Source organism: Vibrio galatheae (assembly GCF_000967545.1).
GTDB lineage: Bacteria > Pseudomonadota > Gammaproteobacteria > Enterobacterales > Vibrionaceae > Vibrio > Vibrio galatheae.
Map to the genome: position 1 here is coordinate 21499 of NZ_JXXV01000039.1, position 23229 is coordinate 44727.

Sequence of the window (23229 nt, forward strand, 5' to 3'; positions counted from 1 at the left end):
CTATCGCTTGAACGAAGAGCCAGTTATCGAGCGACTGGCTTTTTTACATCTGTACTTATCACACTGCGATACCGACGTTGAGCTCATCGAGCCAAGCTAAAAATTTACTCACATTCTCTCCTTTGAAAATTCCACCATGTTGCGGGCATATCATCTCGATATCTAGCGCGCTGACTCGTTTTATCCACGCACTCTTAGCTTGATTAGAGGGCATCCAACGACGATGGAAATATTCCATCTTTGGGATGTGAGCTTCAAAGTCTTCGACGAATAGAGGAGCATCTGGTGCATCAAGCGCAGCGCCGATATCGCCAGACATTAGGATTTTGGCTTTCTTATCATACACCGAGAAATTACCCGATGAATGCATATAGTGAGCAGGAACAAATTCGATATCGATGTCAGCCAGTGACAAATGGCCACCTTCATCTTTGATTGGGGAAAACGAGATTGACTCCATGCCAAAGTGGCGGATGAACCCTTCCCACAGCCAAGGAGAGTACAAGGTAGCGCTCGGCAGGGCTTTATCCCATAACCCTAGAGAAGAGATGATGTCTGGGTCTTGGTGCGAGGCAAATAGATATTTAATATGGTCAGTCGGAACCTCTTTGACGACGCTACTTAACATCGAAGAGAACATTTCGATCCCACCGGGATCAAGCAATATTGCCTGCTGCTTGTTGACGATCATGTATTGATTAGTGTCGATGATCTTTTCAGGCTTGTGCGGATCTCGGGCAAACATGACCCAGCGATGTTCACCATCTCGGAATAACACTTTGGATTGCATAGTATTCCTTATTCAAAAAGAGAGAAAAGCTTCAGGGATTGAAGAACATGAGCACGGATAGACTCTGCAGACTGTTGGACATTTTCGGCGATGGAATTGAGTTGTCCCTTAAAACGCTCATCGACTTGTGATGCTTCGACGCTAAGCATAGTCGAGATGATAAGTGCGACTCTCAGTTCGCTGTATAACGTATTCAGTAGGCTACTTAGCTCTTTAGAGCCTTCATTGAAGCGAGTATTGAGCGTTTCAGTTTCTTGGTAACACTGAGTTCGAGTGGTATCTAAACTGTGGAGATAAGGGGCATCTTGGGAGCGAGCGTAAACCGTATTAAAATGCTCTAGCACTGTGCGTGAACGCGCCTCGGCAGTGGCTATCTGACTTAATCTTTGCGCTTTTAAATTAATGCTATTCGAGGCACTGAGCGTGAGCCGCACCAATTCATCAATAGAGTCTGTAATAGGATGAAAGCCTGCCGCGCTTTCTCCTGCTCGAAGTGCAAGTGCGCGTGCATTACTTGCCACCAGTTGAAGTTGTTTAGCAATAAGTACACCGCGGTTGAGTTCCGCAGAAATCTCCGCAGCAACGACAAATAATTGCTTGCTAGCCATAGTGTTTCCTTATAAATATTATGGAGTAACTATAGGAAGCGTGATGCATTTTTGCCAATTAAGTCGAGTAATTCCTAGGCTGGGGATCGAGGTGAATGGAGCATTTACTTGATGTAAGTAAATCAAATCTGAAAACAAAAAAAGCCAAGTCTTGCGACTTGGCTTTTAAAAGTGGCTCCTCCTGCTGGGCTCGAACCAGCGACCTGCGGATTAACAGTCCGTCGCTCTACCAACTGAGCTAAGGAGGAATTGTTCTTTAAGAAAAATGGTGCCGACTACCGGAATCGAACTGGTGACCTACTGATTACAAGTCAGTTGCTCTACCTACTGAGCTAAGTCGGCGCTCTTTATTTTTCTTATATTGTTCGTGTTAAGCACCAACAATAAATTAATTGTGGTGCCCGGAGGCGGAATCGAACCACCGACACGAGGATTTTCAATCCTCTGCTCTACCGACTGAGCTATCCGGGCGACGAGGTGTATTAAACGGCTTTTCGTGCTTTAGGTCAACATCAAAATGCAAAAAAAATATCGTTTGTTGTTTTTCTATACTTAATGGGCTGTTTTTATCCATTTTGAATACTAAATGTATAGAGGACAACCGTCGTTATACCTTGTGAACGGTTAATTAGTGTGGTTTAGATAACAAAAAAGCACACAAAGAGGCGTGCTTTTTGCTGTTCCGAGTGGAATTAGTGCTTAACAGTAAACTTGCTCACCCAGTTTTCGAGCTCGTTTGACAACCTTGCCAAGCTTTGAGTGCTATTGTGACTTTCGGTGACGACACCACTTAACTGATTACCACTCTCTTCGATCATGTTGATCCGTTGTGAAATATCATCACTCACTTGCGTCTGCTCTGCGGCAGCCGTGGCAATTTGCTGACTCATTTGTGTGATGGATTCAAGCGCAACAACGATCTGCTGGAGGGCTTCAGACGCATTTTGTGATTCTTGAACTGTGCTTTGGCTGGTCTCCGCACACACTTCCATGGTTTGAATCGCATTGCGCGAGCCTTCTTGCAAATTACTGATCATTTGCTGGATTTCTTTGGTGCTATCTTGAGTCCGACCTGCTAGGTTACGAACTTCATCGGCCACCACGGCGAAACCGCGGCCCTGTTCACCCGCACGAGCGGCTTCAATGGCGGCGTTCAACGCGAGTAGGTTAGTTTGCTCGGCAATATCACCAATAACATCCAGTACTTTTACGATATTGTTTACATCGTTATCGAGATCGGCAACAGCCTGACTTGCGGTACCTAACTGAGTTGCCAACCCTTGAATGTTATCCACTGTGCTGTGAATCAATTGCTGGGTGTGTTGGCTCTGCTTGTCGGCTTCATCTGTATTTCTTGCGGTGTCACTGGCCGAGTCTGCAACATTGCTTGCCGACGAGGCCATTTCGGTCATCGCAGTGGCAATCATTGCCGTAGACTGTTGTTGAGAGTCGGTTAGCTGAGCAATGCTCGCAGCGCGATCTTCAACGCTTGCCAGCTCGCTACGCAAACCATGCATTGAACCTTCAAGGTTACTCACCAGTTGAGCGAGCGATTGGCTCATTTGCTGAACTGCTTCGTAGATACTACCTGGTACAGCTTGGCTAGCGAATGTCGTCTGAATGTTGCCTTTGGCTACTTCTTGAACGGCAAGACGTACATCTTGAGGTTCCCCACCCAGTAACGCGAGCATACGGCGAATGGATACGATTAAGATGGCTAAGATGATGGCCGCAATACCTAAACATAGAACTAGCTGCCATTGAGCCGTTGCCCAAAAGCGCGCATTGGCTTCATTAAAACCGATTCCAGTACCGACAACCCAGTTCCAATGCGGGGTTTTTTCTGCGATAGAGAGTTTTTCTTCGATGCTGCCATCAGCTTGTTTCTGCGTCCAAGTATATTCAACAATTTGGCCTACTTTTCCACCCAGCTTATCGAGAATCAATTTGCCGACACTGTTTCCGTCTCCATCTTTGAAGTCGTGGAAGCTGGTGCCATGCAACTGGGGATCAAGTGGGGTAGCAACAAAGGTCATTTTTTCATCAGCAACGTAAACGTATTCGTTATCTTTGTAGATATTGTTACGTAGCAAGCGAGTTGCTAAGGTTTTTGCCTGCTCTTCTTCCAGTGTGCCGTCGACAGCCATCTTTTCGACTTCCGTCAGAATACTGTAGGCACTGCGAAAGAGTTCAGTTACGCGAGCCTTATTGTCTAAGTTACTTGCGACACGTAAGGTCCAAAGACCTGTTGCGGTTAACGCAAGCAACGCGAACAAGATAATTCCCGACAATAAATAAGCTTGTGTTTTTAGTTTCATATAATCGCTCACATTTAAATCACATTGCTAAGATTTGAGTCTATTAATTGCTCATTCCAATGAATTGTCATATTAGTGTATAACAAATGAAGCAAATAGCTGCCTTGGTTTGTTTTATGATCAAGATTAAATTTTAGTAACAAAAAAAGTCGCTTAATAAGATAACAAATGCATAACAATTTGCAGGCTGGGGACGAAATAACAATACAAAGATTAGCTATGCAAGAGTTGTTGGAGCGGATCTCAGTTTGGAATTAGAATTGTTTGGGCAATGAGCGTCCAAACTCAAGGCAATATTGCTGTATTGCGGAATGAAGCTGAAGCTTGTCTGGAGGACTTTGGTGATCTAGAAATGAAAAAAGCCAAGTCTTTCGACTTGGCTTTTAAAAGTGGCTCCTCCTGCTGGGCTCGAACCAGCGACCTGCGGATTAACAGTCCGTCGCTCTACCAACTGAGCTAAGGAGGAACTATTCTGTTTGTGTCTTGCTAATCATTTCAAATTAAACAAGTGCACCAAATAATGGTGCCTCGAGGCGGAATCGAACCACCGACACGAGGATTTTCAATCCTCTGCTCTACCGACTGAGCTATCGAGGCAAAAGAATGGTGCCGACTACCGGAATCGAACTGGTGACCTACTGATTACAAGTCAGTTGCTCTACCTACTGAGCTAAGTCGGCACACTATATTCTTTGCTGTTTGTTGATTAAAAGCACCAACAATCAAGAAATTGTGGTGCCCGGAGGCGGAATCGAACCACCGACACGAGGATTTTCAATCCTCTGCTCTACCGACTGAGCTATCCGGGCAACGGAGCGCTATTAAACGGATTTTCGGCTTTGTCGTCAACTTGTTTTTGGAAAAAAAATCAAAAAAGTGGTTGAGTGCTGATTATTTAGGCGATTTTAATGCTTATGTTTTACCAGAGTTAAAATCCTTTTTGAATTTGGTTACTTTTTCAAGGTAGCGGCGTGCTTCTGCATTTGGGTGTTTTTTGGTTAATGCCCAGTAAACTTGATTCGGTTGCAGTGAATTCAGATCACGCATCGCTCGTTTTCTATCGCTACGGTTGAAAGTGTTAAGTACACCACCAGTGCCGCCGTTATAAGCAGAAATCATACTGTATTCGAGTGAAAGTGGATTATTCACGTCTTTTAGATAGCGATTTTTCAAAATGTAGAAATATGCGGTACCAGTATCGATGTTGTTTTCAGGGTTGAACAAGTATTCCGGACTAGGCTGGCCGGATTTTTTCTTCACTATAGTAAATACATCTTTGCCAGCGGTTTTCGGTACGACCTGCATTAAGCCATACGCATTGGCCCAGCTCACCGCATAAGGGTTGAAGCTGCTTTCGGTTTTGATGATGGCATAAATTAAATCTTCAGGGATGCCATATTTACGTGACGCGCGTTGAACAATATCTGCATATTTATAACTGCGAATCTCAAACTGTTCTTCCACCATAGGAATTTCGACGTAGTAGGCCTTCTTAAAGTCGACATCCTTCACTTTGAGTTTGTTGGCGATCAGATAGTCGGCAAAGCGATTGGCACGCCAAGACCACTGGATTGCTTTATTGTCTTGGTCGACGACTTGGCGGTAAAGAAAAGGCTGGCCTTCGAGTTTAATCTCTTTGGAGGAAAAAAGGTCAACGTTGGCAGGATCGTCAGGCGTCAATAGGGTGGTGATGATTGCGTTTTTAAGGTGCCCTTTGGGATCAGTAGGAGAGACGGTTTCAACCGTGATTAAGCCTTTATCAAAGTTGACTTCAGAGCGACTGAGATAGTTATCGATATATTTTACATAATTGCTTTTGCCAGCAAATTTAATCTCACCACGGCCCCAACGTTTTTCAATGTTACCTGAGAAACTACCAATCAAGGCATCCAGCGCCGCGGTATCTTTCTCAAATTGCCCAGGTAGCTCAGCGAGGTTTTTGGCAAATCTATTGGTTGGTTCATAGTTTACATCGTAGAGACTTTCCACGAATTCACGGCTGCAACCCGTTAAGGCGACAGCAAGCAAAAAGTAAGCTAACTTTCTCATAACTCTCCTAAAAAAATGACATCACTGTTGGCAATGATGTCATCTTCTACTTCAATCTATCGCTTACGATTACTCGCTCGGCGGCGTGTAGCCTTCAATATGAACCTCTTTTCCTTCGAACAGGAAGTTGACCATCTCAGTTTCAAGCAAGGTGCGATGTTCAGGATCCATCATATTGAGCTTCTTTTCATTGATCAGCATGGTTTGTTTATGCTGCCACTGGCCCCAAGCTTCTTTTGAAATGTTGTCAAAAATGCGTTTGCCCAATTCACCAGGGTAGAGCTGAAAGTCTAAGCCTTCGGCTTCTTTTTGTAGTCGAGCACAAAATACAGTGCGGCTCATAACGATTCCTTAAAAATAATTAGCGTTGAAGTTCGAAAGGCAGGCTATCCAGTAACTGTTTTACCGGAGCAGCTAAGCCAATTTCTTCAGGTTGAGATAAGTTATACCAAAGACCTTTGCTTGCTTCCATTACCACATTAGGTTGCTTTGATAGGTCTACCAAAATTGGCGTGATATCGAGGTGATAATGACTGAAGGTATGACGAAAGGCGATCAGTTGGGTTTGTTGTTTGATCATCGATTCAGAGAGGCCACGAACATCGAGTTGATGAGCAATATCTGCTGTCGTGCTTTCAGGAAAACAGAATAAGCCGCCCCAAATACCCGACTGTGGACGTTGTTCTAGCCACACTTGCCCCTCATGATGGAGCATCGCAAACCAAGTTTCTTTTACTGGTTTGTCTTTCTTCGGCTTTTTGCCCGGATAGTCGAGAGGGTTTCCTTGTTTGTTGGCCACACACAAAGACTCTACAGGGCATAAAGTACATTTCGGTTTGCTACGTGTGCAGACCATTGCACCCATGTCCATCATTGCTTGGTTGTATTTATCAACATCGGTGTTTGGCGTATGTTGCTCAGCATATTGCCATAGCTGAGTTTCCACTCTCTTTTGTCCCGGCCAACCTTCAACGGCAAACGCGCGAGCAAGGGTTCTTTTAACGTTGCCATCTAAGATCGCGTGGGGCTGCTTATAGACTGAAGAGAGGATCGCTGCAGCCGTAGAGCGGCCAATCCCTGGCAAGGCGTTCATTTCTTCAATGCTGAGTGGGAACTGACCTTGATATTGTTCTGCGACTATCTTTGCCGCCTTGTGTAGGTTTCTGGCCCGTGCGTAGTAGCCTAATCCCGTCCATAGATGCAATACTTCATCTTGCTCAGCATTGGCAAGATCGACAACAGTAGGAAAGCGCTCTAAGAACCTTTGGTAGTAGGGAATCACGGTTGCAACTTGGGTTTGTTGCAGCATGATTTCGGATAGCCACACGCTGTAAGCCGTTTTATCTTGCTGCCAAGGTAGGCTTTTACGTCCATAGTTTTCGTACCACTCTAAGATGGCACCAGCAAAAGGGGTCACGATATGCTCAATATTGTTGTTATCTAATTAGGCAAAATTGCACCACAGAATGGCGCTAAAGTACAACCGATAAAGAGTAAGGATTTAACCCAAATAAGGCATGTAAGCGTTGAGTTGAGTCGAAATACGCTAAAATACTTGCACCAGTAGCAATTCTTTGGATAATCACAATCCCTTTGAGTCGAGACCAATTTTTAAACAGGCAAAATCATGAGTGAAGTGACCACTAACGAGTACAACGAAGACGGTAAACTGATACGCAAAATTCGCAGCTTTGTTCGCCGCGAAGGTCGTTTGACCAAAGGTCAAGAAAACGCGATGAATGAGTGTTGGCCAACAATGGGTATTGATTACCAACAAAAGCTTCTAGATTGGAAAGAAGTATTTGGTAACGACAACCCTGTTGTTCTAGAAATTGGTTTTGGCATGGGCGCATCTCTGGTTGAAATGGCGAAAAATGCGCCGGAGAAAAACTTTATCGGTATCGAAGTACACAGCCCAGGTGTGGGTGCGTGTCTATCAGATGCGCGTGAAGCCAGCATTACTAACCTGCGTGTAATGTGTCACGATGCGGTAGAAGTGTTCGAGCACATGATCCCAGATAGCAGCCTTGCTACGCTGCAACTGTTCTTCCCAGACCCATGGCATAAGAAGCGTCACCACAAGCGCCGTATTGTCCAGCTAGATTTCGCTGAAATGGTGCGTCAGAAGTTGATTGACGGTGAAGGTATCTTCCATATGGCGACTGATTGGGAAAACTACGCGGAGCACATGATCGAAGTAATGAATCAGGCTCCGGGCTTTGAAAATATTGCTCAAGATGGCGATTACATTCCCCGCCCAGATGAGCGCCCGCTAACAAAATTTGAAGCACGTGGTCACCGTTTAGGTCACGGCGTTTGGGATATTAAATATAAGCGCGTAAAATAAAACGCCTAGCTGTATCGGTGAAGATTTATCGCCCATAACACAGACGTGAATAGATTTTAAAAGCCAACATTGATGTGTTGGCTTTTTTGACCCTACAACAAAATAATAATAACTAGCTGATTTTTAAGGTTGATATGAAACCGACACTAACAATATTAAATGAAATCCTCGACGAAGTTCGCCCACTGATTGGTCAGGGAAAGGTTGCAGATTACATTCCTGCTTTGGCTAAAGTACCTGCGTCTAAATTAGGTTTGGCGGTGTTCACCAATCAGGGCGAAGTGATAAAAGCGGGAGATGCAGATGAAGCGTTCTCGATTCAATCGATTTCAAAAGCGTTAAGTCTAACGCTGGCGATGTGCCTGTATAAGCCGGATGAAATTTGGGTGCGTGTCGGCAAAGAGCCGTCTGGTCAAGCATTTAACTCGCTTATCCAGTTGGAAATGGAGCAAGGTATTCCGCGTAATCCATTTATCAATGCCGGTGCGATCGTTGTTGCTGATTTACTTAACAGTCGTTTGTCGGCACCTCGTCAACGGCTGTTGGAGTTTGTACGCCAACTCTCGGGTGATACACATATCTGCTATGACAAGATAGTTGCTGCCTCAGAGATGATGCATAGTGATCGCAATGCTGCCATCGCCTACCTGATGCGTTCATTTGGCAACTTTGAAAATGACGTTATCCCGGTATTGAATAACTATTTCCACGCTTGTGCACTGAAAATGAGTTGTGTCGATTTAGCCAAAACCTTTAGCTACTTAGCCAACAAGGGCGCCTCGGTTCAAACGGGCAAACCTGTCATAACACCGACTCAAACCAAACAGCTCAACGCTTTACTGGCGACATGTGGCTTATACGATGGTGCAGGAGAGTTTGCCTACCGCGTGGGTATGCCGGGTAAATCGGGTGTTGGCGGCGGCATTGTGGCAGTTGTTCCCGGAGAAATGACTATTGCTGTTTGGTCGCCAGAACTGGATCCTTCTGGTAATTCTCTAGCGGGAACCAAAGCCTTGGAGTTGCTCGCTGAGCGTATCGGGCGTTCGATCTTCTAAGTTGAAACGCCTTATAAACAATGGGTTGAGGTTTGCGCCTCAACCCTTTTTTGTTGTCGAGGGTTATTCTTCTGCCATAAAGGCTTCGAGCAGATCGTTAAGGAACAGCTTACCTTTCTCTGTGATTTGCCAATGAGTATCGCTCTCGTCGATGTAGCCCATCTCAATCGCCCAGTTCATGGTTGCTTGAATTGCGTCAAAGCCTAAGCCTGTTGTATCAAGGAAGTCTTGCTTAGGGCAGGCTTCAAGAAGTCGGAAGCGATTCATAAAGAACTCAAACGGGCGATCTTCGAGTGCAACTTCCTCTTCACTATTCAAATAGGGTTTAACCATATTGTCGTAGGCGGCAAGGTAGCCTTTTGGATGCTTTATCTTAGTGGTGCGAACAATGCGCCCATCGCTAAAGCTGATTTTACCGTGAGAGCCGCAACCAATGCCTAGGTAATCGCCAAAGCGCCAGTAGTTTAGGTTGTGCTGACATTGATAGCCGGGCTTGCTATAGCCAGAAATTTCATATTGAACATAACCCGCTTCGGCTAACTTTTGATGCCCTAACTCAAAGATATCCCATAGGTCGTCATCATCAGGCAAAGTTGGCTGCTTGTAGTAGAACATGGTATTCGGTTCGATCGTTAGCTGATACCAAGAAAGGTGGGGCGGATCGAGCTCGATCGCTTTGTCTAGATCCTGCAGAGCTTGATCAACAGACTGATCGGGTAAGCCGTGCATAAGATCAAGGTTAAAGCTATTTAGCCCAATTTTATGCGCCAGTTTGGCGGCATTGATCGCTTCAGCTTGACCGTGAATGCGCCCCAGTCTTTCTAGTTTTTGCTGTTCAAAACTCTGCACGCCAACAGAGATGCGAGTGACGCCAGCTGTTTGATAGCCCGAAAAACGTTCCGCTTCTATGGTGCCGGGATTTGCCTCCATAGTGATTTCGATATTGGGCTTAAATGGAATTCTTGCTTCAATACCTTGCAGTAAATCTGCAATGCCTTGGGCAGAGATCAAACTAGGGGTACCACCGCCAATAAATATTGAATGGAGTGGACGCTGAGGCGTGCTGATCTGATAACGCTCAATATCCGCATCTAAATCTTGCAATAGTGCAGCGATGTATTCCTTCTCCGGAATATCGGTTTTAAGCGCGTGTGAGTTAAAGTCACAATATGGGCACTTCTGTACGCACCAAGGGATGTGTACATAAAGGCTTAAAGCTGGTGGGATTAGTTGGTTCATTGATTCACTAGCGACTTATAACGCTTGTTCTGACAGTGTCGCGAAAAGTTGTTTCAATGCTTTTCCACGATGTGAAAGCTGTTTCTTGCGTGCAGGCTCGAGCTCGGCAGACGCGCAGTTATCTTCAGCAACGAAAAATACCGGATCGTAACCAAAGCCATTCTCACCGTGTGCTTCGCTTAAAATGCGCCCTTCCCACTTACCATGGCATACGATCGGCGTTGGGTCGTTCTCGTGACGCATTAGCACAAGCACACAGTGGAATCGTGCCGTACGTTCAGCTTCAGGGACTTCTTTCATCGCAGCCAGCAACTTCTCAAGGTTCTGTTGGTCAGTTGCACCTTCACCGGCGTAACGTGCAGAGTAAATCCCCGGTGCACCGTTAAGAAAGTCCACCTCAAGACCTGAATCATCCGCAATCGCGGCAAGCCCGGTCTCTTTTGCTGCATGACGAGCTTTAATGATCGCGTTTTCGATAAAGGTTGTTCCTGCTTCGGCCACTTCAGAAACATTGAATTCACTTTGAGCCACTACGTCAAAGCCAAAGTCTGACAGTAGATCTGCCATTTCGCGAACTTTGCCTTGGTTGCCAGTGGCTAGGACAATCTTATTACTCTTCATCGTATGACCTTACATAATTGCAATTATCGAATGTTACTCTTCGACATAAAATTTTTGGCTGAACTTTAATGCGCCTGCGCCTTTATTACCAGCGCTAACGTCGATGTTAAAGGTTAATTGTTCTTCATCCGAAATCGGGAACTCAGCAAGATAGTAAATCGCGTCGCCTTCTTTTATCTCGCGAAAGTCCAGTTCACGCATCTGACCAATCAGGTTTTTTGCATTCCCAGAGATTTGTGCAGTGATAGCAGGCTTTCCTGCTTGGGAGTTGTCTAACACGCTAATGTTCAAAATTGCAGAATAGCCATTGCGCTTGAGTTGATAACTGCGAGCGACTTGTGGCGTTAAAAATGTCGAATTGAACGCTGAATAGTGAACCTCGATATCCTTAATGTTTTTAAACTGACCTGCCCATGTCGGAAAAGCGAGGGAGGTAATCATCAGTAGTGCGATCCAATGTTTCATAATACTTCCTTTATGTTGGGCTAAACCTTCAACCGAGAGTAAATAAAAAGCCATCATAGGATGGCTTCTATCTCTTTCGGTATCTGGGACGGTGAGTTGATCCTGACTTGTTTGTGTCTTCCTAGCTCACCTTTTTCTATTGTTATTAATCCCTTGGCGACCTTAAATTGCTTGGCGAGATACTTACTAAGGTGCGCATTGGCTTTGCCATCGACCGGCGGTGCGGTGATGGCAATTTTGAGTTCTTCACCATGCTGACCGACGATTTTGTCTCGACTCGCTTTCGGCTGAATATAGAGCCGAATGACAAGGTCTTGACCGTCAAACCAAGCTGCTGATGACATTATAGTTGATACCAGATAGGACCGATTAAATCGCCCATCAAGAAATTGGCAAACTGCAGTACAATGAACAGCACCAAAACGCTTAAATCGAATCCGCCCATGGCAGGCAGAATTCGGCGAATTGGCGCCAACATAGGTTCGGTCAATTGATGGAAAACGTATTCAATTGGACTGCGGCCTTGGCTAACCCAGCTTAAAATTGCACGAATCAACAATACCCAAAACAGCAGTCCACCTGCTGCTTTGATTAGAGCTAAGCCACCAAAGATGAAAAAGCCGACATCAAAAGCGGCCGCACCACTAGACAAGATAAAAGTCAGTGCGACGAACTTGAGTACACACAGCAGGTAGGCAAACAGCACTGTCGCAAGGTCGATACTACCAACTGACGGAATCACGCGGCGTAGTGGTGCAACAACAGGTTGGGTTGCCTTGACGATAAATTGAGAAAACGGGTTATAGAAGTCTGCTCGGGCAGCTTGTAACCAGATACGTAAGATCACCACCATGATGTAGAGATCAAACAGGGTGGAAATCAGAAAACTCATTGAATTCATAGGTTACCCTTATTGTCTAGAGCCATATGCTCTGGTCATTAAAATAGTTTTTCCATCTCTTCAGCGCGCGCAACGGCCGCTTGCATGGCTTTGGCTACTATATCTGAAAGTTGATGTTGATTGAATGTACGTAGCGCTTCCGCCGTTGTGCCGCCTTTAGAGGTGACATTTTCTCGCAGAGTGGACAATTCTGTCTCTGGATTGCCCTCGACCATACGCGCTGCGCCAAGTGCTGACTGCTGTACGAGTAAGCGCGCGGTTTGTTTGTCAAACCCTTGCGCGATGGCTTCCGCCTGCATTGCTTCCATGAAGAGGAAGAAGTAGGCAGGGGCGCTACCGGCAGCGGCGATAATATTGTTGATGCCGGATTCTTGCTCTACCCAGCATACCTTGCCGCATGCTTGCATAAGATTGGCGGCAAAGGCCTTATCTTGTTCAGACACGTTAGCCGGAGCAAATAAACCACTCATGCCTAAACCTAACTGTGACGGCGTGTTTGGCATCACGCGTACTAGGCTGAGTTCGCTGTCTAGCATTTGGTTAAAGCGTGCGCTTTGAATTCCCGCCGCAATAGAAATCACCAGTTTTTCAGACCAATCGATAGCCTGTAATGGTTTGCACACTTCTGCCATCATTTGTGGCTTGACTGACAGTACCACCACATCAGCCTCACTAGCCGCTTGGATATTGTCATCAGTGGTACGAATACCAAATTCTTGCTCTAGTGGCAGTCGACGTGTTTCTGAAGGCGCTGTCGCAGTGATTAGCTCTGCTGGGTAACCATCGGCAATTAGCCCAGACACGATAGCTTTAACCATGTTCCCCGCGCCAATAAAGGCAATCTTTTTATGTTCCATTGCTGCTGTGATCCTTTGAATCTTTACGCTTTGTTGGTGTAATCTCGTGCGCCAAATATGGCGGTGCCAATACGTACCATAGTACTGCCGGCTTCAATCGCAGCTTGCATATCTCCGCTCATTCCCATCGACAAGGTGTCGATGTTCTGCTCAGGAAATCGCTCGGCAAGCTTCTCTTTTAGCTCAGCGAGTTGAGTAAAGGCGGCTAACTGGGAAGCATAATCCGACACGTTGGCCGGAATTGACATCAATCCTCTTAAAGTGAGGTTGGGAAGGGTAGAAATCAACTCTGCCAGCTCAAAGATTTCGTTTTCATTGATACCCGATTTAGACAACTCTCCGCTGGTATTAACTTGAATCAATACTTGAAGTGGCTGTAGGTCTTGTGGACGTTGTTCACTTAGGCGCTTGGCAATTTTGGCTCTATCTACGGTGTGAACCCAAGCAAAATTTTCTGCAACGTGGCGCGATTTATTCGACTGTATCGGGCCAATAAAGTGCCATTCAAGCCCAAGTTCGGGATGATGCTGTGAAAAGTAGGCAACTTTGTCGGTGCCTTCTTGCACGTAGTTTTCGCCGAAACGAACTTGCCCTGCTTGGGCTGCCTCTAATATCGCTTCTACTGGTTTAGTCTTACTGACGGCCAGAAGTTGCACTGTGTCTCGACCGCGTCCACACTTTTGTTGTGCGCCCTCAATCTGTGAGGTGATCTGTTCAATGTTTTGTTGAATACTAGTCATAGCAGATTTTACTTAAGGATTTTAAATGGATATCGCCGAATTACTGGATTTTAGTGTAAAGCATAATGCTTCAGATCTACATCTTTCTGCTGGAGTATCTCCAATGGTGCGGATAGATGGTGAAGTCAGAAAGCTCGGAGTCCCTGCTTTTAGTCACTCGGATGTACACCGTTTAGTGTTTGAAATTATGAATGATGCGCAGCGCAGTGAATTCGAAGAGCGTTTAGAAGTCGACTTTTCATTTGAGTTACCTAATGTCGGTCGATTTCGTGTTAATGCCTTTAATCAAGCGCGCGGTTCGGCAGCGGTGTTTCGCACTATTCCTACCGAAATTCCCACTTTAGAGCAGCTTGCCGCACCTCAGATCTTCGAAAACATTGCCAATATGGAAAAGGGCTTAGTGTTGGTGACCGGCCCGACGGGTTCTGGTAAATCGACTACATTAGCGGCGATGGTCGATCATATTAATCGCCATCATAACAAGCACATCCTCACCATCGAAGATCCGATCGAATTTGTACATAGTAACAATAAGTGTTTGATCAACCAACGTGAAGTACACCGCGATACCCATAGCTTTAACAATGCACTACGCAGTGCGCTGCGTGAAGACCCAGACGTTATACTAGTTGGCGAGCTTCGTGACCAAGAAACCATTAGCTTGGCGCTGACTGCTGCGGAAACCGGTCATTTAGTGTTTGGTACCCTGCACACCAGCTCTGCGGCAAAAACCATTGACCGTATTATTGATGTCTTTCCCGGTAGCGATAAGGAGATGGTGCGCTCAATGCTTTCAGAATCTCTACGCGCTGTGATTGCGCAGAAGTTACTTAAACGGATAGGCGGCGGGCGTGTAGCGTGTCATGAGATCATGATGGCAACACCAGCGATTCGCAACTTGATTCGTGAAGATAAAGTGGCGCAGATGTTTTCTGTGATCCAAACCGGCGCTCAACATGGTATGCAAACTATGGAGCAACACGCTAAGCAGTTGATCGCCCAAGGCTTGGTTGATCAACAAGAAGTGGCGAAGAAAATCGAACTTGAAAGCTCAATGTTCTAAGCAACAACAAGAGAAGAAATAATGGATATTGATGCGTTTTTGCAGCAAATGATCAGCCACAAGGCGTCTGATTTATATATTACCGTTGGGGCGCCTATTCTGTATCGTGTCGATGGCGAACTGAAACAGCAAGGTGACAAGCTATCACATGCCATAGTCAACTCTTTGCTTGAAGCCATGATGGATAGCGAGCGTTTGCATGAATATCATGCCACGAAAGAAGCGAACTTTGCCATTGTGCGCCATTTTGGTCGATTCCGCGTTTCCGCCTTCTATCAGCGCGAACTACCCGGAGCTGTGATTCGCCGTATTGAGAATAAGATCCCGACGTTTGAAGAGCTTAAGTTACCGCAAGTATTGCAAGATCTCGCTGTTGCTAAACGAGGGTTGGTGCTGGTCGTTGGAGCGACGGGCTCGGGTAAATCAACTACCTTGGCGGCGATGACAGGTTATCGAAATAGCCATAGCTCTGGACATATCTTAACCGTAGAAGACCCAATTGAGTTTGTTCATGAACATCAAGGTTGCATCGTCACGCAAAGAGAAGTAGGGCTTGATACGCAAAGCTACGAAGTGGCACTGAAAAACTCGCTGCGTCAGGCACCGGATATGATTTTGATTGGCGAGATTCGTTCGCGAGAAACGATGGAGTACGCGATGACTTTTTCTGAAACGGGTCACCTGTGTATGGCGACACTGCATGCCAATAATGCTAACCAAGCGCTAGAGCGCATTCTCCACTTGGTACCCAAAGAGCAAAAAGAACAGTTTCTGTTTGATTTGTCACTTAATCTACGTGGTGTGATTGGTCAGCAGTTAATTCGAGATAAGAATGGCCAAGGTCGTCATGGTGTATTTGAAGTCTTACTTAATAGCCCACGAGTGGCGGATCTGATTCGTCGTGGTGATCTTCATGAGCTTAAAACCACCATGGCAAAATCAGACCAGATCGGAATGCAGACTTTCGATCAGGCGCTCTATACGCTGGTTAGTGAAGATAAAATCACCGAAGAAGATGCGATGCATTGTGCCGATTCAGCTAATGATTTACGCATCATGCTCAAAACTCAGCGTGGTGATACTCCAAATTCCGGCTCTTTGAGTGGCGTTAAGATTGATATGGATTGAAGTACTTGGTTCCTAGAAACCACTCTCTAGGAACTATTCTCCCCACTGCGCTTCAAACCAGCTTTCTAAAATGACCACGGCTGACTGACAATCGACATTACCTTTACTGAGCGCCTTATAGCCTCCCATTTCAAATAGGTCGGCGCGAGCTTCCATGGTGGAGAGTCTTTCATCATGCAGCTCTACTGGCAGGCCAAAACGACCATGCAGACGATTAGCAAATTTTTTCGCTCGCGGGGTAATGGTTTCGAGATCTTTCCCGTAGAGGTCAGTGGGTAGCCCAACCACTAACAGATTCGGCTGCCACTCTTTGATCTGTTTCTCAATATCGTCCCAGTTTGGAATACCATCGTTAGCTTTAAAAGCTTTAAGTGGTGAAGCGGTCCCTGTGATTTCTTGCCCGATGGCACTACCAATACTTTTGGTTCCGAAATCAAAGGCCATAATTGTTCTAGACATGTTTCTCTTCGTTATCTTTGTTAAGCGTGGCCGATATCACTTGATAGTTGTGCAACATCAATACCGAGCATTTGCACCGCTTTTTGCCAACGTTCATTTATGGGTGTATCGAACATTACGTCAGGATCGGCTTCTACGGTGAGCCATGAGTTTTCGGAAAGTTCGCTTTCCAACTGGCCCGGTTCCCAGCCAGCATAGCCTAACGCGACGATATAGTGGTTAGGCTCGGCTTCAGTGCCAAGCACGCCAAGAATGTCTTTTGACGTCGTGACAGAGAGATGATCGGTCATCTTGATGCTAGATTCATACTCATCTTTCGGCTGGTGGAGGATAAAACCGCGATCTTCAGATACGGGGCCACCATTGAGTACCGGTTTTTGCAGGCTTTCAGTCATCAACTTTGGCTGTGTCGACTCTACGTCAACCCGCTCTAGCATCTTACCAATAGTGATATCGATAGGAGCATTAATCATTAAACCCATTGCGCCATCTTCATTGTGCTCACACACATAAATAACACTGCGCTTGAAGTAGGGATCCTTCATCCCCGGCATTGCCACTAAAAAATGGTTGGTTAGATTCATAAAGACTCCCACTTATAAATGTAGGGCAACGAGCGCCGTTGCCCAAACGCGGTTAGGCGTTAAGTCGACGCTCGATAGCATCCATTAGCTTTCCAGTAATTGACACATCAAATGCAGCCTCGATTTCGCGAATACACGTTGGGCTTGTCACATTGATTTCTGTCAGCTTGTCACCAATAACGTCGAGACCTACAAAGATCAGTCCTTTTTCTTTAAGTGTAGGCGCTACTGCCTCAGCGATCTTTTTATCTGTCTCACTAAGTGGTCTTGCTTCGCCTGTGCCGCCAGCTGCAAGGTTGCCACGAGTTTCACCTTTGGCAGGAATACGAGCTAAGCAGTAAGGCATCGGCTCTCCATCGACAACCAGAATACGTTTATCACCATTGCTGATATCTGGGACAAAAGTTTGCGCCATGGCGTAGTTTTGGCCGTGGTTGGTCAGTGTTTCGATAATGACAGAGACATTTGGATCGTTTTCTTTGACTCGAAAGATTGATGCACCACCCATGCCATCGAGTGGTTTAAGGATTACGTCACCATGCTCTTCACGGAAGGCTTTAATCTTGTCTGCTTTGCGCGTCACGATAGTGGTCGGTGTGAGCTCAGGGAACCAGGCGGTAAAGAGCTTTTCATTACAATCGCGTAGGCTTTGTGGCTTGTTGACGATCAAAGTGCCTTGCTCTTCAGCACGCTCAAGGATATAGGTTGCGTAAATGTATTCAGTATCAAACGGAGGATCTTTACGCATCAGGACAGCATCCAGCTCAGACAGTTCGATAGTTTGCTCTGATTTGAACTCGTACCAGCCGTTAGGATCTTCTTTTAACTCAACGACTTTGGTATCTGCAATTGCGACACCTTGCTCTAAGTGTAGGTCGTTCATTTCCATGTAGTGAATCTGATAACCGCGGCGCTGCGCTTCAAGCATCATGGCAAAGCTAGAGTCTTTTTTGATGTTAATGGACGAGATTGGGTCCATTACGATACCTAATTTGATCATGTATTTTCTCCGTTTAACCAAGATCGCCGAAACGAACTTGCAGGGCTGTAATTGCCGTTAGCGCTGCTGTTTCCGTACGTAAAACGCGTGGCCCAAGCAACGTCTCTTCAAATTTGTAATTTTCTGTCATGCTGATTTCTTCGCTAGACAATCCACCCTCCGGTCCAATCAGCAAACGGACTTTTTCTACCGGTGTCGGTAGCGTATTGATGGAGTATTTGGCTCTTGGGTGTAAGTTGAGCTTCAATCCGTCGTACTCTTCGCTGCACCAATCTTCGAGCTGCATAATAGGGCGAATGTCAGGGATGGTATTGCGGCCGCACTGTTCACAGGCGCTGATGGCGATTTTCTGCCATTGCGCGAGTTTTTTCTCAAAGCGTTTATGATCGAGTTTTACCCCGCAACGTTCCGATATTAGAGGTGTGATAGTGTTAACACCCAATTCCACTGATTTCTGAATCGTAAACTCCATTTTGTCACCACGAGAAATGACCTGACCGAGATGGAGGTCGAGTGGTGATTCAGAGCTGCGCTCAACTCGTTCGGTGACTTCTACTTCAACCGACTTCTTGGTTATCTGCGAAATGGTTGCTGGAAACTCGGCACCACTACCGTCAAACAGCAGTACATCTTGCCCCTCTTTCATGCGCAGCACACGGCCAATATGACCTGCCGCATCATCGCTGAGCATTAGAGCGCCTAACTGGGTAATGGCTTGAGGGTGATAAATTCGTGGGATTCGCATTGTGTTTCGACTTCCAGCAACAGGATTTGAGATAACCTCTAACATGGATGCTTTGTTAGTAAAAAACAAGGGTTATAGAGAGTTTCCAGTTATTTACTGGAAACTCGGATTAAGCTATAGCGCCTGGCAGGCTGAGTGGACAAATGTGTTGTGATTGCCTTGCACTTTGGCGATGCGTTTATCGCGTTCACATTCCCATTTATCAACGGGATAAGTTTTGTTCCATGCGCTCATCAATTGAGTTTGTTGTTTCGATAGCTTGAACCCATATTCTTGGCTCATATATAGATAAGTGCGCGCGATTGAACCTTTAGCGCGATCCGGCGGCATAACCTTACGCTGCTTAAAGTTAACTTGCATCTCGCAGCGTCCATAGCTGACGCCATCCATACCATTCCACTGGCTAAAGTTATAGTTAGAACGGTCGCCGTTGACTTCACCTATTGCCGGAGTGAGGTTGTGTAAATCGGCTTCCATCTGACGAAAAGTTTGGTCGCTTTTAGTACAGTTTTTTCGCCCACCGCTTTGCCAGCATTGACGCTGGTGGCCAAATTGCCAGGCAGGAACCACATGCTCCCATTCAATACGTGATGCGCGTTTTTGTTGTTTACGAACCTGATAACCGCAAGAGGCTAAATCAGGAACCCCTTTACGTCCTTGCCATTGAATATCACAGCCACAGTAAAAGCTGGTTGGGTGATCGGCGTAAATTTTTATCGCTTCTTTCTTCGCTTGACTAAAAGAAGTAGGAGGGGCGGCAAACGCGGTTGTGCTGAATATGAGTGCGGAGACAGACAGCCAAAAAGATTTTTTCATGCTCAAGTATTAGATAAGTAGTAGTAACTACAGTCTAACACGCACTTATTTTATCTATTAGTGATGGTTTAATTAATTAAGACAACTGTTTACCAGTAAAGCTTAGCGACTGCTGACACTGTTGGCAGCGATAGCTTGCTTGGTTGCGCACCACTTTATTGTGACGACGAATTGATAGTGGGTAGACTCTGCAAGCACAAATGTACTCGAAGGTCTTGCCTTGTACGGACGCCACTTCAAAGCTGTGTGTTGTTTTGGCTGGCACTTTGAATACGGATTCCATTATCCCTTGCCACTCTTTTCCGTGTGGGCGTACTCGGCCATAGACTTGATAAGTGATGAGATGGGCAATTTCGTGAGGAATGACTTCATGCAAGAAGGCTTGCTGATTTTCTTTAAACAGGATCGGGTTGAGGCGTATCTCGTTGAGTTGCAGGTAGGCTTTGCCCGCGGCTTTGCCACGTAGCTTAAAACTGAGCTGGGGCACAGAAAAAGAACGATCTAAGGTCTTAGAGGCAATAGCAATGAACTCTGCCATGACCTTTTTTGCTCGGTATTCCAGTTCTAAGTCCAACATCAACTCCAATAAAAACGCCCCTAAAGCTAGGGGCGAATCATATACTGGTTGAGTGTGTTGTGCGACCTAAGGGTGATGCTTTTTCTTAATGGTCTCGTGATAAGCATGCCAGGTTGCGTAACCAAGAATTGGCATAGTGAACAGCATTCCGAAACCGTAGGTAGCAAAGCCGACTAAAATACCGCCACAGATGAGCGCAGCCCAGACAATCATCGCAGGAATGTTCGACTTGACGGCATTAAAGCTGGAGAACACGGCTGTCATCATGTCAACTCGGCGCTCCATCATTAATGGAATCGAGAACGCCGAAATGCTAAATACGACACAAGCCAGTACTAGGCCAACTAATGAACCAATCACAAGGAAAGGCATAAACTCGGTGAGAGGCGCACCTTGTACCGATGGATAAAGCGCGTGCAACAGGGCGGCAATACGCATCCAGAAAATCATACATACGGCGAGCAATACCGCAAAGGCCCATTGAGAGGTAGAGTTACGGCTAATGGCTTTCATTGAGTGGATAAGACTAGCGTTGTGGCCTTTTTCTCTTTCCCAACTGGCATCATAGAGGCCAAGTGCTAAAAAGGGACCAATCAACATGTAGACAACAAGGCTCGGCATTACCACCAGATGGGTGCCTTGCCATTGAACGAGTAGTACGATACCAACGGCAGCCGCCATAAAGCATAAGCCGTAGACCGCACTGATAAGAGGCATGCGCACAAAGTCGTGTAGACCGAGCGCAAGCCAGTGGAATGGAGCAGAGATACTTACCGTATTACACCCTATTGTTCGGGCGTATTCCGAGTCTTTGACTTCTTTGTGTTTATCGTCGAAGCCTTGGGGATTCACCGTACGAGGCATACGTCCTCCTTGATCGATTATCTAGCTTCACTGGGCTGTTAAAGCAACAGTGGACGTAACTCGATGCCCGGCTTTGCGACCTCATTGATGTAAGCGGTGCATCAGTTAAAGAGCTAACGAAGTCCTGTCGATATTTGACTGCTTCATTAACATATTTTTAACTATTGACCCCATGGCAAAAAAATACAAATTAATTGACGCTTTTTTACACATAAAAAAAGAACGCCTGGATTTCCAGACGTTCTTAGCAGATTTTAGCGTTTTAGAGCGATTATTTTAGACCAGCAAACTCGCGTAGTTGTGCTGCTTTGTCTGTCGCTTCCCAAGGGAACTCTTCACGGCCGAAGTGGCCGTACGCCGCTGTCTTTTTGTAGATCGGCTGAAGTAGGTTCAACATTTCTTGTAGGCCGTATGGACGTAGGTCGAAGTGTTGACGAACTGCTTCCACAATGATGTCGTGAGAGACTTTCTCAGTGCCAAAGGTTTCAACCATGATAGAGGTTGGATCTGCAACACCGATAGCGTATGAAAGTTGGATTTCACAGCGATCCGCCATACCAGCCGCAACGATGTTTTTCGCAACGTAACGTGCAGCGTATGCAGCAGAGCGGTCTACTTTTGATGGATCTTTACCAGAGAATGCACCGCCACCGTGACGAGCTGCGCCGCCGTAGGTATCAACGATGATCTTACGACCGGTTAGGCCACAGTCACCCATTGGGCCACCGATTACGAAACGACCAGTTGGGTTGATGAAGAAATTAGTCTCTTTGTTGATCCACTCTGCAGGCAGTACTGGTTTGATGATCTCTTCCATCACTGCTTCACGTAGGTCTGGAGTAGAGATTGAATCACAGTGTTGAGTCGAAAGAACAACGGCGTCGATGCCAACAATTTTGCCATGGTCGTATTGGAAAGTAACCTGAGATTTTGCATCAGGACGCAACCAAGGAAGAGTGCCATTTTTACGTACTTCCGCTTGCTTTTGTACAAGACGGTGAGAGTAAGTAATCGGAGCAGGCATTAGGATTTCTGTTTCGTTAGTCGCGTAACCGAACATAATACCTTGGTCACCAGCGCCTTGCTCTTTAGGATCGGCTTTATCAACACCTTGGTTGATGTCTGGAGATTGCTTACCGATGGTATTGAGAACTGCACATGAATCCGCATCAAAACCCATGTCAGAATGAACGTAACCAATTTCGCGCACAGTTTGGCGAGTTAGCTCTTCGATATCGACCCATGCTGATGTTGTGATTTCACCACCAACCATCACCATGCCAGTTTTTACGTATGTTTCACACGCAACACGCGCTTTAGGGTCTTGTTCTAGAATCGCATCAAGGACTGCATCAGAGATTTGGTCTGCAATTTTATCTGGATGACCTTCTGAAACAGACTCAGAAGTAAACAGGTGCTTAGCCATGTGAGCTCCACTTTAAATTTTTAGACAGTGCTCCGTGAATGATAGCGGAATACTGATAAATAATATTAATATCTGTAGGTGTATCTACATCTAGACGTCTATTCTAGTTTTGAATGTTCGGATTACAAGCATTTTTTTGCTATTTGCTAAAGACAAACGTTTGCTGAGTATGTGGGAAATTTTGTTAACTTTTATCGATTGGTGGTGAAAGCGAGGAAATTTGTGAGCTTTTCGTTTGGAAATCGATTGCAGTGCTGAGGGGGCTTTGAGAGAATTATCGTCCATTTTATATTTGATTCGCTTAACGCATTCAGGAGCTGACATGTCTTCTCGTCAACATCTCGCTAACGCAATCCGTGCTCTAAGCATGGACGGTGTACAACAAGCTAACTCTGGTCACCCAGGCGCACCTATGGGTATGGCTGATATCGCTGAAGTTCTTTGGCGTTCACACCTAAACCACAACCCTGCAAACCCAGAATGGGCTGACCGCGACCGTTTTGTATTGTCAAACGGCCACGGCTCTATGCTGATTTACTCTTTGCTGCACCTTGCTGGTTACGAGTTGTCTATCGAC

The 23229-nt window shown here is 45.9% G+C and carries 25 protein-coding genes, 7 tRNA genes and 1 pseudogene; 5 read left to right on the forward strand and 28 right to left on the reverse strand.

Annotated elements, in window-relative coordinates; all coding sequences use genetic code 11:
- Positions 1–58: 58 nt before the first annotated feature.
- The 13 genes from TW81_RS18375 to mutY form a co-directional block, all read right to left on the reverse strand.
- Positions 59–790: an oxygen-binding di-iron domain-containing protein gene (locus TW81_RS18375; RefSeq protein ID WP_045957201.1), complete on the reverse strand. Its 732-nt coding sequence runs from the start codon at positions 788–790 to the stop codon at positions 59–61.
- A gap of 8 nt (positions 791–798) precedes the next feature.
- Positions 799–1398, reverse strand: a complete 600-nt coding sequence (locus TW81_RS18380; protein WP_045957202.1) for a hypothetical protein — start codon at positions 1396–1398, stop codon at positions 799–801.
- Positions 1399–1570: 172 nt separating this feature from the next.
- Positions 1571–1646: transfer RNA gene (locus TW81_RS18385), tRNA-Asn, on the reverse strand.
- Between the two features lie 18 nt (positions 1647–1664).
- A tRNA-Thr gene (locus TW81_RS18390) sits at positions 1665–1740 on the reverse strand.
- Positions 1741–1793: 53 nt separating this feature from the next.
- A tRNA-Phe gene (locus TW81_RS18395) sits at positions 1794–1869 on the reverse strand.
- 221 nt (positions 1870–2090) lie between these two features.
- Positions 2091–3716: a methyl-accepting chemotaxis protein gene (locus TW81_RS18400; RefSeq protein ID WP_045957203.1), complete on the reverse strand. Its 1626-nt coding sequence runs from the start codon at positions 3714–3716 to the stop codon at positions 2091–2093.
- 390 nt (positions 3717–4106) lie between these two features.
- Positions 4107–4182 (reverse strand) — tRNA-Asn (locus TW81_RS18405).
- Positions 4183–4237: 55 nt separating this feature from the next.
- Positions 4238–4313: transfer RNA gene (locus tag TW81_RS18410), tRNA-Phe, on the reverse strand.
- A 7-nt stretch (positions 4314–4320) separates the two neighbouring features.
- Positions 4321–4396 (reverse strand) — tRNA-Thr (locus TW81_RS18415).
- 53 nt (positions 4397–4449) lie between these two features.
- Positions 4450–4525, reverse strand: a tRNA-Phe gene (locus tag TW81_RS18420).
- 103 nt (positions 4526–4628) lie between these two features.
- Positions 4629–5765: a membrane-bound lytic murein transglycosylase MltC gene (mltC, locus tag TW81_RS18425; protein ID WP_045957204.1), complete on the reverse strand. Its 1137-nt coding sequence runs from the start codon at positions 5763–5765 to the stop codon at positions 4629–4631.
- A 69-nt stretch (positions 5766–5834) separates the two neighbouring features.
- Positions 5835–6107 carry an oxidative damage protection protein gene (locus tag TW81_RS18430; RefSeq protein WP_045957205.1) on the reverse strand — a complete coding sequence of 91 codons (273 nt, stop codon included), beginning with the start codon at positions 6105–6107 and terminating at the stop codon, positions 5835–5837.
- 19 nt (positions 6108–6126) lie between these two features.
- On the reverse strand, positions 6127–7182 hold the full coding sequence (mutY, locus tag TW81_RS18435) for an A/G-specific adenine glycosylase (RefSeq protein WP_045957206.1): 1056 nt from the start codon (positions 7180–7182) through the stop codon (positions 6127–6129).
- A 210-nt stretch (positions 7183–7392) separates the two neighbouring features.
- On the opposite strand from mutY, the gene trmB reads away from it, so the two are divergent.
- Both trmB and glsB read left to right on the forward strand, forming a co-directional pair.
- The gene (trmB, locus tag TW81_RS18440; protein ID WP_045957207.1) at positions 7393–8112 is read left to right on the forward strand and encodes a tRNA (guanosine(46)-N7)-methyltransferase TrmB; all 720 of its coding nucleotides are present in this window, start codon (positions 7393–7395) and stop codon (positions 8110–8112) included.
- Positions 8113–8246: 134 nt separating this feature from the next.
- On the forward strand, positions 8247–9167 hold the full coding sequence (gene glsB, locus TW81_RS18445) for a glutaminase B (RefSeq protein ID WP_045957208.1): 921 nt from the start codon (positions 8247–8249) through the stop codon (positions 9165–9167).
- Between the two features lie 63 nt (positions 9168–9230).
- Here the strand turns inward: glsB and hemW are convergent, their stop codons facing one another.
- Genes hemW through TW81_RS18480 form a run of 7 tightly spaced genes read right to left on the reverse strand, consistent with a single transcriptional unit; the run spans position 9231 to position 13990 of the window.
- On the reverse strand, positions 9231–10406 hold the full coding sequence (hemW, locus tag TW81_RS18450) for a radical SAM family heme chaperone HemW (protein ID WP_045957209.1): 1176 nt from the start codon (positions 10404–10406) through the stop codon (positions 9231–9233).
- Between the two features lie 15 nt (positions 10407–10421).
- Positions 10422–11027: an XTP/dITP diphosphatase gene (locus TW81_RS18455; RefSeq protein ID WP_045957210.1), complete on the reverse strand. Its 606-nt coding sequence runs from the start codon at positions 11025–11027 to the stop codon at positions 10422–10424.
- A 33-nt stretch (positions 11028–11060) separates the two neighbouring features.
- The gene (locus TW81_RS18460; protein ID WP_045957225.1) at positions 11061–11492 is read right to left on the reverse strand and encodes a DUF4426 domain-containing protein; all 432 of its coding nucleotides are present in this window, start codon (positions 11490–11492) and stop codon (positions 11061–11063) included.
- Between the two features lie 53 nt (positions 11493–11545).
- Complete coding sequence (yggU, locus tag TW81_RS18465; protein WP_045957211.1) at positions 11546–11836, reverse strand: DUF167 family protein YggU; 291 nt, start codon at positions 11834–11836, stop codon at positions 11546–11548.
- Positions 11836–12393, reverse strand: coding sequence for a YggT family protein (locus TW81_RS18470; protein WP_045957212.1), 558 nt, complete (start codon positions 12391–12393; stop codon positions 11836–11838). Before TW81_RS18470 ends, yggU begins: the two co-directional genes overlap by 1 nt.
- A 38-nt stretch (positions 12394–12431) precedes the next feature.
- Positions 12432–13250, reverse strand: coding sequence for a pyrroline-5-carboxylate reductase (gene proC, locus TW81_RS18475; protein WP_045957213.1), 819 nt, complete (start codon positions 13248–13250; stop codon positions 12432–12434).
- Between the two features lie 23 nt (positions 13251–13273).
- On the reverse strand, positions 13274–13990 hold the full coding sequence (locus tag TW81_RS18480) for a YggS family pyridoxal phosphate-dependent enzyme (RefSeq protein WP_045957214.1): 717 nt from the start codon (positions 13988–13990) through the stop codon (positions 13274–13276).
- Positions 13991–14015: 25 nt separating this feature from the next.
- Between TW81_RS18480 and TW81_RS18485 the strand changes: the two genes are divergently transcribed.
- Together TW81_RS18485 and TW81_RS18490 are read left to right on the forward strand one after the other, a co-directional pair.
- A complete protein-coding gene (locus TW81_RS18485; protein ID WP_045957215.1) occupies positions 14016–15053 on the forward strand; it encodes a type IV pilus twitching motility protein PilT in 1038 nt (345 codons plus the stop codon).
- Positions 15054–15074: 21 nt separating this feature from the next.
- On the forward strand, positions 15075–16181 hold the full coding sequence (locus tag TW81_RS18490) for a PilT/PilU family type 4a pilus ATPase (protein WP_045957216.1): 1107 nt from the start codon (positions 15075–15077) through the stop codon (positions 16179–16181).
- Between the two features lie 33 nt (positions 16182–16214).
- Here TW81_RS18490 and ruvX read toward each other — a convergent pair whose 3' ends face one another.
- From ruvX to metK, 8 genes are all read right to left on the reverse strand, one after another.
- Positions 16215–16640, reverse strand: coding sequence for a Holliday junction resolvase RuvX (gene ruvX, locus TW81_RS18495; RefSeq protein WP_045957217.1), 426 nt, complete (start codon positions 16638–16640; stop codon positions 16215–16217).
- 20 nt (positions 16641–16660) lie between these two features.
- Entirely contained in the window at positions 16661–17224 is a 564-nt protein-coding gene (locus tag TW81_RS18500) for a YqgE/AlgH family protein (RefSeq protein ID WP_045957218.1), read from the reverse strand.
- Between the two features lie 52 nt (positions 17225–17276).
- The gene (gene gshB, locus TW81_RS18505; RefSeq protein ID WP_045957219.1) at positions 17277–18224 is read right to left on the reverse strand and encodes a glutathione synthase; all 948 of its coding nucleotides are present in this window, start codon (positions 18222–18224) and stop codon (positions 17277–17279) included.
- A 13-nt stretch (positions 18225–18237) separates the two neighbouring features.
- Positions 18238–18969: a 16S rRNA (uracil(1498)-N(3))-methyltransferase gene (gene rsmE, locus TW81_RS18510; RefSeq protein ID WP_045957220.1), complete on the reverse strand. Its 732-nt coding sequence runs from the start codon at positions 18967–18969 to the stop codon at positions 18238–18240.
- 114 nt (positions 18970–19083) lie between these two features.
- Entirely contained in the window at positions 19084–19785 is a 702-nt protein-coding gene (gene endA / locus TW81_RS18515; protein ID WP_045957221.1) for a deoxyribonuclease I, read from the reverse strand.
- Between the two features lie 76 nt (positions 19786–19861).
- Positions 19862–20359, reverse strand: a complete 498-nt coding sequence (locus TW81_RS18520) for a SprT family zinc-dependent metalloprotease (RefSeq protein ID WP_045957226.1) — start codon at positions 20357–20359, stop codon at positions 19862–19864.
- A gap of 69 nt (positions 20360–20428) precedes the next feature.
- Complete coding sequence (locus tag TW81_RS18525; RefSeq protein WP_045957222.1) at positions 20429–21226, reverse strand: DUF2189 domain-containing protein; 798 nt, start codon at positions 21224–21226, stop codon at positions 20429–20431.
- A gap of 271 nt (positions 21227–21497) precedes the next feature.
- A complete protein-coding gene (metK, locus tag TW81_RS18530) occupies positions 21498–22652 on the reverse strand; it encodes a methionine adenosyltransferase (protein ID WP_045957223.1) in 1155 nt (384 codons plus the stop codon).
- 322 nt (positions 22653–22974) lie between these two features.
- On the opposite strand from metK, the pseudogene TW81_RS18535 reads away from it, so the two are divergent.
- A pseudogene (locus TW81_RS18535) lies at positions 22975–23229 on the forward strand (transketolase); the annotation flags it as partial.

Coding starts and splice junctions, on each gene's coding strand:
- TW81_RS18375 (WP_045957201.1), bottom strand. CDS start 790: ATGCAATCCAAAGTGTTATTCCGAGATGGTGAACATCGCTGGGTCATG.
- TW81_RS18380 (WP_045957202.1), bottom strand. CDS start 1,398: ATGGCTAGCAAGCAATTATTTGTCGTTGCTGCGGAGATTTCTGCGGAA.
- TW81_RS18400 (WP_045957203.1), bottom strand. CDS start 3,716: ATGAAACTAAAAACACAAGCTTATTTATTGTCGGGAATTATCTTGTTC.
- mltC (WP_045957204.1), bottom strand. CDS start 5,765: ATGAGAAAGTTAGCTTACTTTTTGCTTGCTGTCGCCTTAACGGGTTGC.
- TW81_RS18430 (WP_045957205.1), bottom strand. CDS start 6,107: ATGAGCCGCACTGTATTTTGTGCTCGACTACAAAAAGAAGCCGAAGGC.
- trmB (WP_045957207.1), top strand. CDS start 7,393: ATGAGTGAAGTGACCACTAACGAGTACAACGAAGACGGTAAACTGATA.
- glsB (WP_045957208.1), top strand. CDS start 8,247: ATGAAACCGACACTAACAATATTAAATGAAATCCTCGACGAAGTTCGC.
- hemW (WP_045957209.1), bottom strand. CDS start 10,406: ATGAACCAACTAATCCCACCAGCTTTAAGCCTTTATGTACACATCCCT.
- TW81_RS18455 (WP_045957210.1), bottom strand. CDS start 11,027: ATGAAGAGTAATAAGATTGTCCTAGCCACTGGCAACCAAGGCAAAGTT.
- TW81_RS18460 (WP_045957225.1), bottom strand. CDS start 11,492: ATGAAACATTGGATCGCACTACTGATGATTACCTCCCTCGCTTTTCCG.
- yggU (WP_045957211.1), bottom strand. CDS start 11,836: ATGTCATCAGCAGCTTGGTTTGACGGTCAAGACCTTGTCATTCGGCTC.
- TW81_RS18470 (WP_045957212.1), bottom strand. CDS start 12,393: ATGAATTCAATGAGTTTTCTGATTTCCACCCTGTTTGATCTCTACATC.
- proC (WP_045957213.1), bottom strand. CDS start 13,250: ATGGAACATAAAAAGATTGCCTTTATTGGCGCGGGGAACATGGTTAAA.
- TW81_RS18480 (WP_045957214.1), bottom strand. CDS start 13,990: ATGACTAGTATTCAACAAAACATTGAACAGATCACCTCACAGATTGAG.
- TW81_RS18485 (WP_045957215.1), top strand. CDS start 14,016: ATGGATATCGCCGAATTACTGGATTTTAGTGTAAAGCATAATGCTTCA.
- TW81_RS18490 (WP_045957216.1), top strand. CDS start 15,075: ATGGATATTGATGCGTTTTTGCAGCAAATGATCAGCCACAAGGCGTCT.
- ruvX (WP_045957217.1), bottom strand. CDS start 16,640: ATGTCTAGAACAATTATGGCCTTTGATTTCGGAACCAAAAGTATTGGT.
- TW81_RS18500 (WP_045957218.1), bottom strand. CDS start 17,224: ATGAATCTAACCAACCATTTTTTAGTGGCAATGCCGGGGATGAAGGAT.
- gshB (WP_045957219.1), bottom strand. CDS start 18,224: ATGATCAAATTAGGTATCGTAATGGACCCAATCTCGTCCATTAACATC.
- rsmE (WP_045957220.1), bottom strand. CDS start 18,969: ATGCGAATCCCACGAATTTATCACCCTCAAGCCATTACCCAGTTAGGC.
- endA (WP_045957221.1), bottom strand. CDS start 19,785: ATGAAAAAATCTTTTTGGCTGTCTGTCTCCGCACTCATATTCAGCACA.
- TW81_RS18525 (WP_045957222.1), bottom strand. CDS start 21,226: ATGCCTCGTACGGTGAATCCCCAAGGCTTCGACGATAAACACAAAGAA.
- metK (WP_045957223.1), bottom strand. CDS start 22,652: ATGGCTAAGCACCTGTTTACTTCTGAGTCTGTTTCAGAAGGTCATCCA.